Consider the following 16,070-nt stretch of genomic DNA (forward strand, 5'->3'; position numbering starts at 1 on the left):
CGCGCTGCCCAACGTGGGCTTTCTGAACACGAGCGCGCTCGCCGTGCCTGCCCGGGAGGCCGAACGCGGCGGCCGGGCCTTCCGCGCGCGACTGGCGCGAAGCCGCGAGCGCCTCGGCCTGACGCCCGACGGCCGCGTGCGACACGACACGACCACGACGGTCTTTGCCGCCACGGGCACGCTCCGCGTCGAGGGGCGCGTCCGCGACGCGGCGGGCCGGCCGATGGCGGGCGTGACGGTGACGGCGCGCGGCAACCGCACCGCCGAGACACGAACGGACGCAGACGGTCGGTTCCGCCTGGTCGGCTTCAGCCGGGGCGACAGCCTCGTGGTGCGGCCCGTGGCGCAGTACCACGCCTTCACACCCGCCATCTTCCCGCGCCTCGACGGAAACACGCGCGCCCGCTTCGAAGCGAGCGAGCACCGCATCCCCCTCTTCGAGAGCGCCGCCGCCCTTCAGCGCGTCAAGCCGCGCCTCGTCGTGCGCGACCCGGCGACGTACACCCGGCGCTTCTGGGGACTGGCCTTGGTCTACTTCGCCGTTTTCTATGGCCTGCACCTCTTCTGGTTTTTCCGCCGCTTCGCGGGCGACGCCGTGCTCCTGCCGGTGGCGCATCTGCTCACGGGGCTGGCGCTGATGCTCATGTTCAGCCTTCAGGACCCCCTCCGCGACCTGATGCGGGCCGAAGGGTTCGTGACCGGGATCGGGGTCGGCGGCGCGCTCCTGGGCCTCGTCAGCGGGTTCGATTTTCAGCACAAGGGGTGGCGGCAACGGACCTTCTCCTGGCTCGGCCTCGGCGTGGCCACGGCGCTGATGCTCTTCCTCTTCGGCTCCGGTCCCACCGGCAGCGACGCCCGGGTGAACCTCGTGCTCCCGCTCTTCGGCAGCGTGCAGCCGGTGGCGCTCATCAAGCTGACCCTCGTGCTCTTCCTCGCGGGCTATTTCGCGCGGCACTGGGAGTTTCTCCGCGAACTCAAACAGCGCAACGGACTGCCGCGCGCGCTCCATCGGCTCAACCTCCCGCGCGTGCGCGATGCGCTGCCCGTCGTCGTCGGCATCTTCGGGGCGGTGCTCGTCTTTTTCGCCCTGCGCGACATGGGACCGGCGCTTGTCGTTGCCTGCACGTTCCTCGTGCTCTACGGCATCGCGCGCGACCGGTGGCCGGCCGTGGGTCTGGGCTTCGCGGCCCTCGCGGGTGTCTTCTGGTACACCTTCCGCACGCGCGCCGTGCCGATGGTGGCCGAGCGCATCGAGATGCTCCTCTCGCCGTGGGAAAACTTCGCGCGGGGCGGCGATCACCTTGCGCATGCCTTCTGGGCCATGGCCACGGGCGGCCTCACGGGGCAGGGCATCGGCCTCGGGCATCCGGGCTACATCCCGGCGGCGCATACCGACATGGCGTTGCCCGCCCTCGGCGAAGAGATCGGGCTGATCGGGCTCGTCGTCGTCTTCGCGCTCTATGCCCTCCTCGTCTATCGCGCCTTTTACATCGCCCTCCGCGCGCGGGGCGTGTACAGCCTCTTCCTCGGCCTCAGCGTGGCGCTCCTCCTCTTCTTTCAGGTGTTCCTCATTGCCGGGGGCGCCTTCGGCGTGCTTCCGCTCTCGGGCGTCGTCACGCCTTTCCTGAGTTTCGGGAAATCGTCGATGGCGGCGCATTTCGTGATGCTCGGGATGCTCATGAGCCTCTCGGCGCACCCAGCCTCGGAAGTGCAGTGCGAGGCGCAGAACCGCCATTTCCGGCGGCCCGTGCGTCGCGTGACGGCGGCGGCGCTCGTGCTCTTCGGCGGGCTCGCGGCCCGTGCCGGGTACCTCCAGACGATGCGCGCCGACGCGTGGGCCGTCAGGCCGGCGCTCGTCGTCCGGGGCGACGGCGGGCGGGCCTACGTCTACAACCCCCGCATCCTCGACGCCCGACACGCACTCACGCGCGGCACCATCTACGACCGCAACGGCATCCCGCTCGCCACGAGCCGGTGGGAGGAGGTCGAGCGCTTCCGTACGGTGTACGAGCAGCTGGGCGTGGACGTGGGCCGGATGAACCCGACGGATGCGCGCCATTATCCGTTCGAGGCCTTTACGTTCTATCTCCTCGGCGACGTTCGCACGCGCGTGAAGTGGGGGGCGAAGAACAGCCTTTATGCCGAGAACCGGTACCTCTCGCACCTCCGAGGTTATGACAATCATCCCCGGCCCGTCGAGAAACGGCGCACGCGCGCGGGCGCGGCGGAGCCCCTCGTGCGGTATGATTATGGGGAGCTCATCTCGCTCGTGCGGTACGGGACGAAGAGCGGCGCGGCGCGCGCGCTCCTCCGCCGGAACCGCGACCTGTACCTGACCATCGACGTTCGGCTTCAGGCGCGGGTGGCCGAGCTGCTGGAGGAGCGCGCGCCGGAAGGGAAGGTGGCCTCCGTCGTCGTCCTCGACGCCGCCACGGGCGACGTGCTCGCCTCCGTCACGCATCCCCTGCCCCGCGCCGCCTTCACCGATCCCGCCGCCGCCCATGCCGACGCCGACCTCTTCGACCGGGGCTTCGGGAAGGGCGCGAAGCCGCCCGGCTCCACGTTCAAACTCGTCACGGCCATCGCCGCGCTGCGCAAAGACCGGGACGCCGTCCATTGGACGCATACCGTGCACGCGCGCGACCGCTATGCCCGCCGCCACGAACCGACCGGCAGCGTGGACATGGCGCGAGGCCTCGTCGCCTCGTCGAACGTCTACTTCGCCAACCTTGCCCGCGAGGTCGTCGGCGCGGATTCGCTCCTGGCCACGATGGAGCTTTTCGGCTTCGGCCTCGGCGGCCCGTCGCTCACGCGGCGGCAGAAGCGCGCCCTCCTCCGGACGCCGGACAACCTGCGGCAGGCCGGTTTCGGGCAGGGACCGGTGACGGGCAGCCCGCTCGAAGCGGCGCGGGTCGCGGCGGTCGTCGCCAACGGCGGCGCGCTTCCGGAGGTGCGGTGGGTCCGCTATCCGAAGGGCGACCGGCGGCCCGTGCGATACGTGCTGCTGCCTCCCGACGCACGCATGCTCGCCGCCTTCATGCGCCGCGTCGTCACCGACCGCGAGGGGACCGGCCACCGCCTCCGCAACCTCTCGGTGCCGATGGCGGGAAAGACGGGCACCGCCGAGGAGAAGGCCTGGGTGCGGCGCGACGGCCAACGGGTCCGCGTGACCCTGAACCATGCCTGGTTCACCGGCTTCGCGCCATACCATAGGCCCGATGAGCCGGGCGGCCCACAGATCGCCGTGGCGGTGCTCGTCGAGAACGGCGGCGCGGGCGGCGCCGTGGCGGCCCCCCTCGCCGGCGCCGTCGCCGAAGCCGCCGCCGACCTCGGCCTCATCCCCCGTGACGAACCTCGATGAAGAAGCGGCTTAAAAGAGAGACGGAGTCCCTGCCGACCCGCTCGCCGGGCTTGAGGAACGCCTTTTCCGAACCTTTGCCTGACGAATCCTCGAACCACGCATCCTCGAACGTGTGCGCCATGACCTCCGTGAACGAACAGCTCTCGTACCGGGCCCGCGTCGGCGATGCGCTCGACGTGCTCCACCGGGTGCTTCATCCGTACATCGAGCGCGAGATGCGGCTCGTCTACGGCGAACGGTGGATGCGCGAGGCACGGGCGGCATTGCACAACAAGCCGGTCGAGACGTGGGACACGAGCGACCTGCTCACGCTCATGTATGCGAAGTTTCACCAGGTCTTCCGCGAGATCGGGCACGAGGGACGGAGCCGGGTGAGCCTCTTGCGCGAGATCCGAAAGCGATGGGCGCATCAGGGCGCGCTCTCCCTCGAGGAGACCCGCCGCACGCTGGAGACGGCGATCCTGCTTTTGCGCGCCGTCGGGGCCGACCCGGAGGCCGCCCGGCTGGAGCCGCATGTGCTGGAGTTGATGCAGATCGAGCTTCGGGAAAGGCTCCTCGCCCCCGGCGCGTCCGAGGCCGACGCCGAGTGGATGCGGCAGGCGCAGGCCTCCATCGAACGGCTCAAACGCGCGCACGACGAGGCGGCCTCAGCCGGGGAAGACGACGCGGTCGATCCGCTATGGGAAAAGGGGCTTCGGAAGCTCCGCGTCCTTTTCCGAAAAAAGCCTCCCTCCGAGCCGCTCGAACTGCGCCGGAGCCTCCTCGACGAGATCGAGCACGCCGCCGAGCCGTACCGCCGGTCGTTTCCGTTCCACGGGCTGACGCTCCACGTGCTCGCCCCGGACGAGGCCGCGCGGCAACGCTTCGAGACGGCGCTCGGCGGGCAGCGCGAGCCTTTCGCTGCGGCCGTGCTTCGTCGCCTCGCCGACGCCCGCATCCCCGCACCGGGCAGCCTGCACGTGCGGTGGAAGTTCCATGGCGCGCCCCCGCAAAAGCTCAAGGATCGGTTCGAAGAGCATCCGTACCACGTCGAATGGCATCAGCGGCGGGCGGCGGCGACGGCCACGCTGAAAGTGATCGCGGGGCGGGCCTCGAAAGAGGAGTACCTGATCCGAAGCGGCGCGCCGGTCACCCTCGGGCGGCAGGCCGAAGTCACCGACGAGCGGGGGCGCATCGTCTGGCGCAATACGGTTGCCTTCCTCGACTATGAGGATCCCCGCCTCGACGAGGACGAACAGCACATCCACGCCACCATCTCCCGCGTGCACGCCCGCATCGCGTACGACGAGGCCGCCGCCGTCTTTCGCCTCTACGACGAACAGAGCACGTGCGGCACGTCGGTGGTGCGAAAAGGGTTCCTCGTCCCGTTTCAGGTGCGGCGACAACCCGTCGCGCTTCAGGACGGCGACCTCATCTACCTCGGCAAGGCGAGTCTGCGTTTCACCACCGGGCGTTCCGGCGGGCGGTCCCGCTCGGGCTCCCGCTCCGGGGCGAGGCGGCGTTAGGCGCGCTCTCCGGCCGCGACCACGTCGAGGAGGGCGACGGTGATGTTGTCCAGACCGCCGGCTTCGTTGGCGGCGTCGATCAGCAGGGCGCACGTCTGTTGCGGCGGCGCGTCGGTGGAGAGGAGCTGCCGGATCTCGTCGTCGGAGAGCATGCCGTTGAGACCGTCGCTGCACAGGAGCAGACGGCAACCCGGCGTCAGCCGCGCCTGCGCGACGTCGGGCGCGGGGCGATGGAAGTCGTCGCCGAGGCTCTGCGTGATGAGGTTGCTCTCGGGATGGCGGCGCGCTTCTTCCGGCGTCAGGTGGCCGAGCTTCACGAGTTCCCACACGAGCGAGTGGTCGGACGTGAGCAGGTCGAGCTCTCCGGCGGGGGTGAAGAGGTAGCCCCGGCTGTCGCCGCTCCATGCCAGGAAGATCCCGTCGGCGATGATCCATGCCAGGACGGCCGTCGTGCCCATGCCCACGCGTCGGGGGTTCCGCACGGCGTCGTCGGCGACGGCCCGGTGCGCCGTCATGAGGGCCTCCTTCACGTACTCGAGCGCGGCCTCGTCGGAAGCGGGAAGCGTGGAGAGGTCCGAGAAGAGGGCCCGGACGGCCTCGACGGCGATCTTCGAGGCGTGCTCGCCCGCCCGCATGCCGCCCATGCCGTCGGCGACCATGAGCACGACCCCGAGCGGGCCGACGGGAAAAGCGTCTTCGGGAAGAACATCCCACGAACCCGCCGGAAGGTCGGTCCCGACGGCGAAGCGGTCTTCGTTGTGCGCGCGCCTCCGCCCGGTGTCGGTCTGAGCGCCGAGCCGTATGAGGAGAGGGAGGTTCATGAGGGGGCGAATCAATTTCCGCAAGGTAAATCATCCGTCGGCGGTGGGCAACCCCGGGCTTCGAATTACCGTGCGCGGCGGCCGCGCCCCCGGACGGCCGATGATGACGTTCGGAACGTCGGCTTCGAAGGGCGAAGAAGCGCACCGAATCGGGGGAAAACACGATTTGGCCCCTTATTTGCCGCGGCCGAGAGGCGTCCCGCTCTTCTCTCTCGTTTCCGCCGAAACCGCGTTTATTGTCCGATGTCCCTTCCCGAATGGAAACTCATCTCTGCCTACGGCGCGCAAATCTTGCCGCACCTTCCGGATCGCGCCGACGTGGCCGTAGCCGAAGTGGACGGTCACGGCGTGTGTGTGCGGATCAACCCGCTGGGCGCGTCGCTGTGGGGCTGGCAAAGGGGGGAGCGTCTGCCGGGCGAGATCGTCGGCATGCTCGGCGAACTGCCGCCGGAGGCGCCGCGCCTGTTGCCCGTCAAACCCGGGGGGTTGTTGTTGCTGGGGCTGAGGAGCGGACGGGCGGCGGGGTGGATCCTCGTCGGCTATCCCGAGGAGGAGACGGCGTCTGAGGATGCTCCGCACTTCAGGACCCTCGTCGAGCACATGCCCGTCCTCGCACTCCGGATGCGGGCCGACGGCACGGTGCGCTATGCCAACGCGGAGGCGCGGCGCATGACCGGCTATACGCCGGAGGAGATGACCGGACGCGCGTTCTTGCATGAGGTCGTCCTTGCGGAAAATCAGGAGCGGCTCACGGAGACGTTCGAGAAGGCCCTCTCGGACGGACACGCCTCGGTGCGGACGCCTTTTCGGACCCGGAGCGGGACGCTTCGCGTGGCCGAGATCCATCTTTTTCGGGCGTCCGATAGCGTCGGAGCCGAGCTCGAAGGCGTCGTCTTCGACGTGACCGAACGGATGGAAGTGGAGGAGGCGCTCTTTCAGAGCGAGTCGCTCTATCGCGCGTTCCTCGAACAGAGCCCCATCGGGATGCTTCATCTCGACGCCGAGGGGATGATCACTTTCGAGAACCATCCGTTCCGGCAGATCGTGGGCGAAGGGGTGGAGGATGCGTGGATCGGGCTGAACATCTTCGAGATTCCCGGCCTCGACCTCGGGATTCACGGGCCGGTGCGGGACGTGCTCGAAAAGGGAAAGGCTTTTCGCGGCGTGGAGGCCGCCTTCGAGCGCCGCTCCGAGGCGGAGGCGCGCCGTCTCGTCGTGCATGGCTCGCCGATTTTTTTGCCGGGCCGCGTCGTCGTCGGCGGGGTGCTGATGATCGAGGACGTGACGCGCGAGCGCCGGCGCGAGGAGGAACTGGCGCTCCGGGATCGCTACGGGAAAGCCGAGGGCGACCTGCGGTCCGCCGCGCTTGCCCACCCGGACGAAAACCGGTTCTTGAGGGAGGCGGCCCGCATCCTCGGCGAGGTCGCCCGAGCCGACCGGGTGCACCTGCTCCTTCACAACCCGGTCGATGCCCTGTGTGAGAGCCGCGCCGTGTGGGTGCGCGCGACGGCTCGAACCGATGCGCTGCACCTCCGGCACGACGACTTCCCCGCGCTCCGCACGCTCGAGGCCTCGGACCGGCGGCACGTCCACGCCTGCGGCGAGGCGGCGGCGGCGCGCCCGCTGCTGGCCCTCACCGGCGCTTCCGAAGCGCTGTGGTCGCTTTTCCATGACGGTGAAAGGCTGGGCGGCTTCGCCCTCTTCGAGCGCGTCGGGGAAGGGACGGAGCCTCCGTGGAACCACGCCGAACGCAGCCTGATCGATCACCTCGTCGGCGTTTTCGAGACGTTGTGGGCGTGGGTGCAGGTCGGCAACCGCTATCGCCAGACCGTCGCCGCCATCGACGACGGGCTCTTCCACTTCACCTTCGCCGAAGACGGCGAGCGGCACTACCTCTTCGCCACGCATCAGTTCGAGACGCTCGTCGGCCACGCGCCGGAGGCGCTTCTCGAACGCGGCCCTTCGGCCCTCCGCTGGCTCGACGACCTCGTGCACCCGGCCGATCACGCGCTCGTCCGCGCGCACGACGAGGCGCTCCGGAGCGGGCGCGAGCACCGCGTCGTGTACCGTGTGCGCCGCCCCGACGGTTCGACGCGCTGGCTCCGCGAGCACGCCACGCCCCACCGCGACGACGCCGGGCGCGTCGCCGTCAGCGGCATCATCGCCGACGTGACCGAGCAAAAGACCGCCGAGGAGGTGCTGCTTCAGGCCAAACAGGAGGCTGAAGCTTCGAACCGGCTCAAGACGGCGTTCATCGCCACGATGAGCCACGAGATCCGCACGCCCCTCGGCGCCGTGAGAGGCTTCGCCGAACTGCTCGCCTCCGAGCTCGAGGAGTGCGAGGCGCCGCTGCCGCCGCAGGTCCACGAGTTCGTCGAGGCCATCCGGGACCGCGCCCAGCACATGCTCACGCTCGTCAACGACCTCTTCGACCTCTCGAACGTCGAGATGGGCGCGGTTACGGTGCAGCGGGCGCCGCTCAACCTCCACGCCCTTCTGCGTCCCGTCCTCGACAAGATCGCGCCCGAGCTGGAGCGGAAAAAGCTCACGCTCTCCTGCGACTTCGACCCGGTCAACCCGGTGGTGGTGGGCGATCCCCGACGCATCGAACAGGTGTTCTCGAACTTGCTGTCCAACGCGATCAAGTTCACCGAATCGGGCCGTGTGTCCGTACGGACGCGGCGGCAGGAGCACGAGGTGCTCGTCGAGGTGCGCGACACCGGCGTCGGCATGGCCGAGGCGTACGTGCAACGCCTCTTCACACCGTTCTCGCAGGAGGACGACTGGCGCAGCCGCCGTTTCGAAGGCGCCGGCCTCGGCCTCGCGCTCGTCAAACGCCTGCTCGATCTGCTCGGCGGGCGCATCGAGGTGGAGAGCGAGAAAGGCCGGGGCACGACGTTCCGCGTCTACCTCCCCGCCGCGCATCGCACCACGTCCCGCACCCGTCCGAAGCGCGCCCGCCCGCGCGCCTGACCGGGCGCGTCACGTCGGAGACGGTGATCAGGGCTTCGGTCCCAAGGTCAACGGCACGGTGTAGGTAATTACATCGGTTTGACCAGGTTCGATCATGCCTGAGACCTTACCCAAAACCAGGTCTACTATGAACACGCCGGTAACAAAACCTGATACATAGGCCGTATGTCCATCGGGTGTGAGCGCAAATTCTGCCGTCACCCCAACGTCAAGGGTTCCCATGTAAGAATTGGTGCGTGTATCAAAAAGGAATAACTTCAAGCTGGGAATAACCTCTATGTTCAGATGAGTGCCGGGGTCCGAGACGTAGAGGGTGTCGCCGGAGGGGCTCAGCCCGAGCGAACCTCGTATATTCCCCCCGACCCAGGCCACGACCGAGTCCCGCTCCAGGTCGAGCACCGGGCCCCCGGCCACGTACAGGCGCCTCCCGTCCTGAGAGATCGCCATATTGTTGCGTAGAGAGCCCGTACTCGCGTAGGTGCGCACAACCGCGCGCCGCTCATAGTCGTAGGCAAAGATTCGCTTCTCGGTGTCCTTGGTATAGAAGATCGGTTGCGAAGGGTGAAACACGAGCCCTTGACGACTCAGACCCGACGTTCCGGCTTCGGCAATGTCCAGGGTGTCGAGGAAGGTAATCGTGTTGGTGCGCGTGTCGATCAGGCCGACGGGTTGGCCCGGCTCTTGAAACGTGTGTTCGACGAAGGCGACGAGCCCCGGCGGTCCGGGGAAGACGTTCACGGGGCGGTCGAGCAGCTTCCTGATGCGCCACGAGCGGGTATCGACGGCATAGAGCCCTCCGACGACTTCCGCCGGGCCCGGAGGAAGAATCCGCCCTTCGGCATCTCTGGCAACGATTGCTTTCCGTGTGCCCACATAGAGCGTGCGTCCGTCGTGAGAGACGGTGTGCGTCCAGACGCTGCCGAAGCCCCTCAATGTACGCACGACCTCGTTCGTGTTCGTGTCGATGACGAAGACCTCGTCCCGGCTCCAGTTGCCGGTGTAGAGATAGAAGCCGTCGGACGAAGGCGCGTCGGAGCCGAAGAGATCGCATCCGGCGGCGAAGAGGCACAGCGCGGCGAGCGGCAGACACAGGCGTAACGTCATGGAGCTTTTCCTCCAACCTTTCTCTATTTCAACAGCATCATGCGGCGCGTGGCGGTAAAGTTCCCTGCCGTGAGCCGGTAAAGGTAGAGCCCGCTGGACAGGGTCGAAGCCTCCCACACGACGCCGTGAAAACCCGCTTCGAGGAAGCCTTCCACCAGACGCGTTACCTCTCGTCCCGTCACGTCGTAAACGACGAGCGATACCGGTCCTGCTTCCGGCAAGGCGAATCGGATCTCCGTAGAAGGGTTGAAGGGATTGGGATAGTTCTGAAACAGTGCGTATTCCGCCGGAAATGAAGAGTTTGTCTTGCGGGTGATCTGCGTCTGGTTCGTTTTGCCGGCCGGAGCCAGATTGCAGCCGTTATAGGGATCGATCGCGACGTAAAAGGCGCCGGAGGTCGCCATCGTCCCGGTTGCATCGGTGACTTCGACCTTGAGTTGGAAATCCTGATCGTTGCTCACCGTAATCGAAGCCAGATCTCCACCGTATGCGGTCCAACTTCCGCAGGGGGGGGCATAGGGTTTCGGCGCAGCTCCGCCGGCACAGGAACTGAAATAGTACCACTGGTAATGCAAGGTTTTGATTCCATCCCATACGTCAGCCGTAAACGTTCCGCTTTGGTTGGGTTCGAGACAGGTCGGTCCATCCACGTCTGCGCCGGAGATGCGCAGGTCATAGAGGGCTTGATAAGCGTTGGCGCGACCATATCCGAAGTCCTGGTCAAATCCACTCGCGCCCATGTCGTCGGCGGTTGCCCGGATCGTGCTTACCACGTCATCATCGGTCAGCGCAGCTACCGAAGAGGACAACATCAGCGCGGCGATGCCGGAAACCTGGGGGCAGGCTGCCGAAGTGCCGCCGAAGTTGGCCGTGTAATTGTTCGTGGGCGTGGGCTCTCCAGCAGGGGGTTGCCAGTCGTATTCGGTATAGTTGGTCGGCGGGCAGACGCCATAGTTTCCAGGATTGTATCCGGGAGAGCCTGCGATGTCCAGGGACCACACGTCACCTCCTAGGTCAAGCCGGGTGTGGGCCTGGCCGTTGCAGATGCTTGTGCTGCCGACACCAAGATTGCCGCTGGGCGCGACGACGTCGAGTTCGGTGTCGCGCGGGCTGTAATTTTGAACGTTGCCGGACCGGTCAACGGCCCCGACCGTGAGGACGCCGGGGACGTTCGCGGGAAACGTGACGCAACTGTAATTTCCCATGCTGCGATTAGCGAAGTTTCCGGCAGAAAAGACGACGACGCTCCCGAGTCCCGAACGCCCCTGGCTCATGGCCTCTTCTATGGCGTCTCGCACCTGTGGAACGAAGTCCTGATTACAAACAGCCCCCACAAATTGATCAAAGAATCCCCAACTGTTGCTCAAAATGTGGGCGCCATTCATCCAGGAGAACTCGATGGCGCCAGCAATCTGGTCTCCCGATGCACTGTCATTTATGTTGTCATCAACACCATCATCGAAGATGCGCACCGGCATGATCTTGACGTTGGGGGCCATTCCGGCTACTCCTTTCGTATTGTGACTGGCGGCTATGAGGCCGGCAGCAGCCATCCCATGCGCTTCGTTGCCGCCGGGCGCACCTCCCGTTAAGTTAAAAACGTCGAAGCCCGGAACGAGCCGGCTCGCGGGAAGATCCTCGTGGGACGCAACCCCTTGATCGATAACCGCTACGATGATCGAGGAACTGCCCTTGGTAACGTCCCACGCTTCCGGCGCATCGAGGTCGATGTCGTTTGCCTGATTGAAGTAATACTGGTAGGTGAAATATGGATCGCCGGGGTTGCCGTGCAACTGTATGGGTAACACGAAGTCGGGCAGGGCGTACACGGCAGGCAAACTTTCAAAATATAGCTGGGACATCTCCAGAACGGATCGACCCGAAGCCGCCGTGATGCGGAAGGTATAGCGATGGGGGTTCGCTGCACTGATACGCACGACCTCTACATGATGACGCCGGTTCAGTCTTTCTATTTGCTCCGGTGTTACGGACGGCTCGAATCGCACCACGAATTGATCGAAAGGAATAGATTCTATTCCGTCGTTCAGGTATACCGGACTTACGACAGCCACTTCCGGCTTTGCATCCAAAGTCTCCACATAGCGTCCTACATCTTCAAGAGAAGTTTCCGGGCTTAGTTGACCGATAAAGAAATTCGGCGCGGCGCGCAAGGAATTGATAGTGGTAACGGGTACAATGGTGGTCAACAGATTGGCTACGTCGCTATGCGAGGACGTATCTTTGAGTTTGATACTGATTTTATCAGGTGATACGTCAAGGAAGACTTTTTGGCTTCCTCTACCATAGTAAAATGGTTTTTGAGCGAAAGCAGGCTCATTCAAGCCGAAAACGAACATTGAGGCGAGTATGAAAACGTATACTCTCATCGCATTCTTCCTCCAACAGTTTGAATTGAGAGGTGTGTGCCGACAAAACGTGATCTTGCCCGGATACTTGAATCGAAGAGATCGGGAGAAGCGCTCGTAGGAGATATGACCCGATAGAATGTAAATCAAAAAAAAAAACAACGTAAAGGGATATGTTAGTGCCCTGTATTTAGTACCGGGCAATTTATGAGCGCATCCCCCGCACCCGTCCGAAGCGCGCCCGCCCGCGCGCCTGACCGGGCGCGTCACGTCTCCTTGCTCCGCTCCGCATTCGCCGGCGCGTTTCGGCCACTCGAATCCCGGTGGAAGATCTTTCTCCGGGCGTCCGCATACAATAAAAAGGTTGAACGGATGCGGGAGGAAGCATATGGCCGAAGTCGAAATACGGCGCAAGATCAACATTGGCGAGGTCGTCCAAAAGGCCCGCGTATTCAATTTCAAAAATGTCCCGCACGATGCAATGAGCGACGTTCCTTTGCCTCAGGTGGTGAGCCGCCTCTTTTCACTTTTGCGGGAGCGCGGGATCGATTACGTGCTCGTGGGCGGCATCGCCATGCTTCAATACGTGGAAGGCCGGAATACGGAAGACATCGACCTGATTGTGGCCGAGGAAGCCCTGGAAAAGTTGCCGGAAATCATCGTGTCGGGACGGGACGCATATTTCGCGCGCGGGACCTTCTCCGGGCTGAAAATCGATTTTCTGTTGACGAACAATCCCTTCTTTGAGCACGTCCGGAGGCGTCACGTCGTCCGGCATTCGTTTTACGAAGAAGACATCCTGACCGCTTCCGTAGAGGGTCTGTTGCTCCTCAAAGGGTACGCGCTGCCCTCGCTCTATCGTCAGGGGAGTTTCACGCGCGTCGGGCTTTACGAAAACGACATCGCCACGCTGATTTACGCATACCGCCCCGACCTCGGGACGCTCTTCGAGGAATGGGCGCCCTTCATGAGCGCCGCCGACCTGAGCGCGCTTCGCGGGATCATCGATGAAATCATGGAGCGCATCGAGCGTTTCAGCCGGGGCCTGGGCGAAGACGAAACCGCTGAGGGGTGAAGCCGATATGGATCATTTGGAAAAAGAGTTGTCTCGTAAACCACCTACACTTCTCTACCACTATACCTCTCAGAGAGGTCTTCTTGGGATTCTTAAAAATAAGATACTATCGGACATGGTGAGACGTTGCCGATATGGATTTGGGATTTCGATTCAATAAGGAATGACTTCATTTAAAGCCGTCGTGAGCAGGAGAGACGTTGTCGCGGTCACGTCTCCGCATCGCCCTCCGCATTCGTCAGCGCGATGCGCACGTTCCGGAGGAACCCTTCGAGCTTGGCGCGCTTGACCGGGCTCTTGCGAAAGCGGCGGCGGAATTCCTCCAGGTCCAGCTCGATCCACTCGCGCAGTTCCGTATCCGTCACGCCGGGGCGCGGGGCATAGCGGGGCTCGGCCGTCGGGCGCTTGAACTTGTTCCACGGGCAGACGTCCTGGCACACGTCGCACCCGAAGATCCACGTGCCCATGCCGGGTTGAAGCGCTTGCGGAATGTCGTCGCCGCGATGCTCGATGGTGAGGTACGAGATGCACCGGTTCGCGTCGACCACGTACGGCTGCACGATGGCGTCGGTGGGGCAGGCGTCGAGGCAGCGGGTGCACGCGCCGCAGTAGTCGGGGATCGGCCCGTCGGGCGGCAGCGGGACGTCGACGATGAGCTCGCCGAGGAAGAAGAACGAGCCGAGGGAGCGGTTGATGAGGTTCGTGTGCTTGCCCATCCACCCGAGGCCGGCGCGCCGCGCCCACGCCTTATCCATCACCGGGGCCGAGTCCACGAAGGCGCGGCCGCAGACGCCGCCGAGGCGCTCGTCGAGCCAGGCGAAGAGGCGGAAGAGCTTCTCCTTCATCACCTCGTGGTAGTCGTCGCCCCACGCGTACCGGCTGATCTTGCCGACGCGCTCGCCCCCGGCGTGCTCGACGGGCTGGTAATAGTTGTGGAGCACGGAGACGACCGACTGCGCCCCCTCGACGAGCGCGCGCGGATCGACGCGTTTGTCGAAGTTGCGCGCCATCCATCCCATCGTGCCGTGACGGCCGCGCGCGAGCCACGCTTCGAGGCGGCGGGCCTCCTCGTCGAGCCGCTCGGCCTTCGAGATGCCGCACGCGTCGAAGCCGAGCCGGGCGGCTTCGGCCTTGAGCGCGCGGGCGAGCTTTTCCTGAGCATGTGCGTCGAAGCCGGGCATGGCGGCGGGGCGTGGGGGAGGTGGAGGATACCCGGGCGAACGCGGCGGGATGCGTGGAGGTTCATCGGGACGCGCGGGTCACGAAAAAAGCGGGTCCGCCCGAAGGCAGACCCGCTCGTTCCTTAAGGGAAAAGAGCCTCGGAGGCGCTCAGTTGCGGACCGGGACGGTGTCGGCGCGGCGGTACTGGCTCGTGCCTTCCTTCTTGCTCGTCACGCCGGTGACGCGTCCGTGGCCCTCGGCGGTCAGGCGGCTGGCGGCCACGCCGCCCTGCGTGTAGAACTGCTCGACGGCATGGGCGCGGTCGGTGGAAAGCTGCTGGGCGCGGCGCTCACCCGGCGCGGCCCATCCTTCGATGCGGGCGTTCAGGTTCGGGCACTCGTTGAGGATCTCCAGGTTGTCCTGAAGCGCGGCCCGCGCCTCGTCGGTGAGCACGCTGCTGTTGCGCTCGAAGAAGGCCGCATTCATCTCCGTCACTTCCCGGCAGATGGCCGCTTCGTAGAGGCGGACGGTGATCGTCAGCGTGCGCGAGTCCGAGCCGGCGTCGTTCGACGCGTTCAGCGTGACGGTGTACGTGCCGGGATTGCTGAAGGTGTGGGTCGGAGCGGCCTGTGTGCTCGTGGCGCCGTCGCCGAAGTCCCAGCGATAGGAGATGGGCATGTCGCCGGTCACGCCGGCCTGGAAACGCACCGCCGTGCGCGTGTCCGGGTTCATGTTGTCCGCCGAGATAGAGGCGATTTGCGCCGGTACGGGCGGGTTGTAGACGACCACGTTGGCCTGTTTGGAGTCGGTTGATTTTACACCGCGGTTCGTCGCCGTGAACGTGACCGTGTAGGAGCCGGGCGCGTCGTAGGCATGGGTGGCCGAGGTTCCTTCCGCCGTCGTGTTGTCCCCGAAGTTCCACGTCGTGGTTACGGGCTGCTTGGCGTCCTCGTTGATGGTCGCCGAGAACGTGCCCGTCTCATGGGTCTGAAGGCTGTCCGGCGCCGAGATGGAGAGCACCTCGACGGGGACGCTGCGACAGCCGATCATGCCGAGGGTGGTCACCGCAAACAGGGCTGTGAGGAGAAACGGGAAACGAGGGTGCTTTTTCATGTCGAACTGGGTTTGATCTGGAAGGGAAAGGTCGTTGTTGCAGTGGGAGTGGGGTTCTTCCGCGAAGGGATGGCACCGGGAAGATAGTATAAGGGGAGTAACAAACTCATCATTTCACGAAAGATAAACAATCTTGCCGCATTTTCTGAAGGATGATGCGCGCCTCCTGGGGGAAAAGCGCTTCTTTCGGGGAAGGGCCGGGGAAATAAGAAAAGCCTGCCTCCGGGGGGAGACAGGCTGACGCTCTGGGGGGCGAACCGGCCGGTTCAGTCGAGCGCGTTGACCCGTTTTTCGAGGGTGCTTTTGTAATTGGCGGCCGTGTTTCGATGAATGATGCCGAAGGCGGCGAGGCGGTCGAGGTACGCCTTCACTTCATTCAAGCGTGCCGTCGCCTCCTGTTTGTCGGTCGTGGCGCGGAGCTTTTTGATCATCGTGCGCATTTTGGCCCGGTGGAACCGGTTGCGGGCCCGTCGTTTCTCGTTTTGCCGAACGCGCTTGAGGGCGGATTTATGCTGTGGCATGGGTGTTCAGGTAAAGTCTTTCGTCATGATCGTGCGCAAAGCCACACAAGGTACGTTGCCTTTGGGCGAA

At 65.0% G+C, this 16,070-nt stretch carries 10 protein-coding genes; 4 read left to right on the forward strand and 6 right to left on the reverse strand.

The features are described from left to right. Together AC1HIY_RS16135 and AC1HIY_RS16140 are read left to right on the forward strand one after the other, a co-directional pair. Positions 1 to 3,361: FtsW/RodA/SpoVE family cell cycle protein (locus AC1HIY_RS16135; RefSeq protein ID WP_479577829.1), on the forward strand; the 3,361-nt coding region annotated here is incomplete at its 5' end. A 74-nt stretch (positions 3,362 to 3,435) separates the two neighbouring features. Further along, on the forward strand, positions 3,436 to 4,866 hold the full coding sequence (locus tag AC1HIY_RS16140; RefSeq protein WP_479577830.1) for a Swt1 family HEPN domain-containing protein: 1,431 nt from the start codon (positions 3,436 to 3,438) through the stop codon (positions 4,864 to 4,866). On the opposite strand, the gene AC1HIY_RS16145 is transcribed toward AC1HIY_RS16140, so the two are convergent. Further along, positions 4,863 to 5,687, reverse strand: a complete 825-nt coding sequence (locus tag AC1HIY_RS16145) for a PP2C family protein-serine/threonine phosphatase (protein ID WP_479577831.1) — start codon at positions 5,685 to 5,687, stop codon at positions 4,863 to 4,865. The genes AC1HIY_RS16140 and AC1HIY_RS16145 overlap by 4 nt on opposite strands. A gap of 243 nt (positions 5,688 to 5,930) precedes the next feature. On the opposite strand from AC1HIY_RS16145, the gene AC1HIY_RS16150 reads away from it, so the two are divergent. Beyond that, positions 5,931 to 8,660, forward strand: coding sequence for a PAS domain-containing sensor histidine kinase (locus tag AC1HIY_RS16150; RefSeq protein ID WP_479577832.1), 2,730 nt, complete (start codon positions 5,931 to 5,933; stop codon positions 8,658 to 8,660). A gap of 27 nt (positions 8,661 to 8,687) precedes the next feature. On the opposite strand, the gene AC1HIY_RS16155 is transcribed toward AC1HIY_RS16150, so the two are convergent. Continuing rightward, positions 8,688 to 9,764, reverse strand: a complete 1,077-nt coding sequence (locus AC1HIY_RS16155) for a hypothetical protein (protein WP_479577833.1) — start codon at positions 9,762 to 9,764, stop codon at positions 8,688 to 8,690. 23 nt (positions 9,765 to 9,787) lie between these two features. Beyond that, positions 9,788 to 12,121, reverse strand: a complete 2,334-nt coding sequence (locus tag AC1HIY_RS16160; RefSeq protein WP_479577834.1) for a S8 family peptidase — start codon at positions 12,119 to 12,121, stop codon at positions 9,788 to 9,790. A gap of 490 nt (positions 12,122 to 12,611) precedes the next feature. Between AC1HIY_RS16160 and AC1HIY_RS16165 the strand changes: the two genes are divergently transcribed. Then, the gene (locus tag AC1HIY_RS16165; RefSeq protein WP_479577835.1) at positions 12,612 to 13,205 is read left to right on the forward strand and encodes a hypothetical protein; all 594 of its coding nucleotides are present in this window, start codon (positions 12,612 to 12,614) and stop codon (positions 13,203 to 13,205) included. 209 nt (positions 13,206 to 13,414) lie between these two features. Here the strand turns inward: AC1HIY_RS16165 and queG are convergent, their stop codons facing one another. The 3 genes from queG to rpsT form a co-directional block, all read right to left on the reverse strand. After that, positions 13,415 to 14,386 carry a tRNA epoxyqueuosine(34) reductase QueG gene (queG, locus tag AC1HIY_RS16170; RefSeq protein WP_479577836.1) on the reverse strand — a complete coding sequence of 324 codons (972 nt, stop codon included), beginning with the start codon at positions 14,384 to 14,386 and terminating at the stop codon, positions 13,415 to 13,417. A gap of 148 nt (positions 14,387 to 14,534) precedes the next feature. Beyond that, positions 14,535 to 15,479, reverse strand: coding sequence for a PKD domain-containing protein (locus AC1HIY_RS16175; RefSeq protein ID WP_479577837.1), 945 nt, complete (start codon positions 15,477 to 15,479; stop codon positions 14,535 to 14,537). Between the two features lie 266 nt (positions 15,480 to 15,745). Continuing rightward, entirely contained in the window at positions 15,746 to 16,000 is a 255-nt protein-coding gene (gene rpsT, locus AC1HIY_RS16180; RefSeq protein WP_479577838.1) for a 30S ribosomal protein S20, read from the reverse strand. Positions 16,001 to 16,070 lie beyond the last annotated feature (70 nt).

This window comes from Rhodocaloribacter sp. (genome assembly GCF_056451265.1).

What these genes read in the sequence shown, in the direction of transcription:
- AC1HIY_RS16145 (WP_479577831.1), bottom strand. Translation starts at nt 5,687, where the DNA reads ATGAACCTCCCTCTCCTCATACGGCTCGGCGCTCAGACCGACACCGGG.
- AC1HIY_RS16150 (WP_479577832.1), top strand. Translation starts at nt 5,931, where the DNA reads ATGTCCCTTCCCGAATGGAAACTCATCTCTGCCTACGGCGCGCAAATC.
- AC1HIY_RS16155 (WP_479577833.1), bottom strand. Translation starts at nt 9,764, where the DNA reads ATGACGTTACGCCTGTGTCTGCCGCTCGCCGCGCTGTGCCTCTTCGCC.
- AC1HIY_RS16160 (WP_479577834.1), bottom strand. Translation starts at nt 12,121, where the DNA reads ATGTTCGTTTTCGGCTTGAATGAGCCTGCTTTCGCTCAAAAACCATTT.
- AC1HIY_RS16165 (WP_479577835.1), top strand. Translation starts at nt 12,612, where the DNA reads ATGAGCGACGTTCCTTTGCCTCAGGTGGTGAGCCGCCTCTTTTCACTT.
- queG (WP_479577836.1), bottom strand. Translation starts at nt 14,386, where the DNA reads ATGCCCGGCTTCGACGCACATGCTCAGGAAAAGCTCGCCCGCGCGCTC.
- AC1HIY_RS16175 (WP_479577837.1), bottom strand. Translation starts at nt 15,479, where the DNA reads ATGAAAAAGCACCCTCGTTTCCCGTTTCTCCTCACAGCCCTGTTTGCG.
- rpsT (WP_479577838.1), bottom strand. Translation starts at nt 16,000, where the DNA reads ATGCCACAGCATAAATCCGCCCTCAAGCGCGTTCGGCAAAACGAGAAA.